2 protein-coding genes are annotated in these 1,180 nt (G+C 74.0%); one reads left to right on the top strand and one right to left on the bottom strand.

From position 1 onward, the window contains the following. Positions 1-261: DUF2516 family protein (locus MCM47_RS41190; protein ID WP_374209291.1), on the top strand; the 261-nt coding region annotated here is incomplete at its 5' end. Between the two features lie 131 nt (positions 262-392). On the opposite strand, the gene MCM47_RS41185 is transcribed toward MCM47_RS41190, so the two are convergent. Then, positions 393-1,180: PP2C family protein-serine/threonine phosphatase (locus MCM47_RS41185; protein WP_238951880.1), on the bottom strand; the 788-nt coding region annotated here is incomplete at its 5' end.

Raw genomic sequence — 1,180 nt, 5'->3', positions numbered from 1 at the left:
TTCAAGCTGTTCGCGCTGGTCGACGCGGCCACCCGCCGCGAGGACGCCTACCGCGCGGCGGACAAGAAGACCAAGGGGTTCTGGCTGGCCCTCCTCGGGATCGCGTTCGGCCTGGACCTGCTGTTCGGCTTGGGCTTCCTGACGCTGGCGGGGCTGGTCGCGGCCATCGTCTACATGGTGGACGTGCGCCCGGCGATCCGGGCGCTGACCAGCCGGGGCGGCCGGAACGACCGGAACATGGGCCCGTACGGCCCCTGGTAGACCAGCCGGGTCGACCCGCGCCGGACGATCGGTGCGGGGTCGATGCGCACCGGACATGATCGAAGGGGTGAGCCCCGGTGCTCGCGGGACCGATCCGCGAGCACCGGGGCTCACCCCTTCCGCCGCCCGCGTCAGCCCAGGATCAGCTGGACCGGGTTGCGCTCCAGCAGCAGCACGGCGACGTCGTCCGCCAGCGCGCCGCCGTTCAGCTCCTCGACCTCCGCGATCGCACTGTCCACGAGCCGACCCCTGGTCAGCCCGGCGGCCAGGTGGTCGCCGATGAGGTCCGCCAGTCCGTCCTGGCCGAGCCTGCGCGATCCGGCGCCGACGCGGCCCTCGATCAGACCGTCGGTGTAGAGCAGCAGCCGCCAGCCGGGGTGCAGTTCGAGCCGGTGCGCCGGCCAGACGGCGTCGCAGTCGTCGCAGGGGAGCAGCCCGAGCGCCGGGCCGGCCAGGTCGGCCGGCAGCATGACCGGCTTGTGGTCCGAGCCGAGCAGCAGGGGTGCGGGATGGCCCGCGAGGTAGAGCCGGGCGGTCTCGACGGCGCCCAGCTCGTCCAGCCGACCGGTGGTCTCGCGGGGCTCGATGACCAGCATGCAGAGCGTCGCGAAGATCTCGTCGCTGCGCCGCTCGTGCTCCAGGACGTGCTGGAGGGTGGTGAGCAGGGCCTCGCCGGTGAGCCCGGCGAAGACCAGGGTGCGCCACGCTATCCGGAGCGCCACCCCGAGCGCGGCCTCGTCCGGGCCGTGGCCGCAGACGTCGCCGATCACGACGTGGACGGTGCCGTCGTCGGTGCGCACGGCGTCGTAGAAGTCGCCGCCGAGCAGGGCGCGCCGCCGGCCGGGGCGGTAGCGCCGGGTGAAGGAGAGTCCGGCGCCGTCCAGCAGCGGGGTGGGCAGCAGGTGGCGCTGCAGGCGGG

Source organism: Kitasatospora sp. A2-31 (assembly GCF_022288725.1).
In the GTDB taxonomy this organism is placed as follows: domain Bacteria; phylum Actinomycetota; class Actinomycetes; order Streptomycetales; family Streptomycetaceae; genus Kitasatospora.
Note: the sequence above shows the minus strand (reverse complement) of the source record. Positions and strands in the feature narration are given on the sequence as shown.